The organism is Enterococcus sp. S183_ASV_20, from assembly GCF_018919685.1.
GTDB lineage: Bacteria > Bacillota > Bacilli > Lactobacillales > Enterococcaceae > Enterococcus > Enterococcus faecalis.
The window spans coordinates 1-511 of the sequence record NZ_JAHLRI010000175.1 but is presented as its reverse complement, the minus strand read 5'-3'; the positions used below and the strand labels follow the sequence as shown (position 1 = coordinate 511).

Genomic DNA, 511 nt, shown 5'->3' with positions numbered 1-511 from the left:
ACGTATTACCGCGGCTGCTGGCACGTAGTTAGCCGTGGCTTTCTGGTTAGATACCGTCAGGGGACGTTCAGTTACTAACGTCCTTGTTCTTCTCTAACAACAGAGTTTTACGATCCGAAAACCTTCTTCACTCACGCGGCGTTGCTCGGTCAGACTTTCGTCCATTGCCGAAGATTCCCTACTGCTGCCTCCCGTAGGAGTCTGGGCCGTGTCTCAGTCCCAGTGTGGCCGATCACCCTCTCAGGTCGGCTATGCATCGTGGCCTTGGTGAGCCGTTACCTCACCAACTAGCTAATGCACCGCGGGTCCATCCATCAGCGACACCCGAAAGCGCCTTTCACTCTTATGCCATGCGGCATAAACTGTTATGCGGTATTAGCACCTGTTTCCAAGTGTTATCCCCCTCTGATGGGTAGGTTACCCACGTGTTACTCACCCGTCCGCCACTCCTCTTTCCAATTGAGTGCAAGCACTCGGGAGGAAAGAAGCGTTCGACTTGCATGTATTAGGC

The 511-nt window shown here is 53.6% G+C and carries 1 rRNA gene; it reads right to left on the bottom strand.

Annotated elements, in window-relative coordinates:
* Positions 1 to 511, bottom strand: a 16S ribosomal RNA gene (locus KQI94_RS16300); the annotation flags it as partial.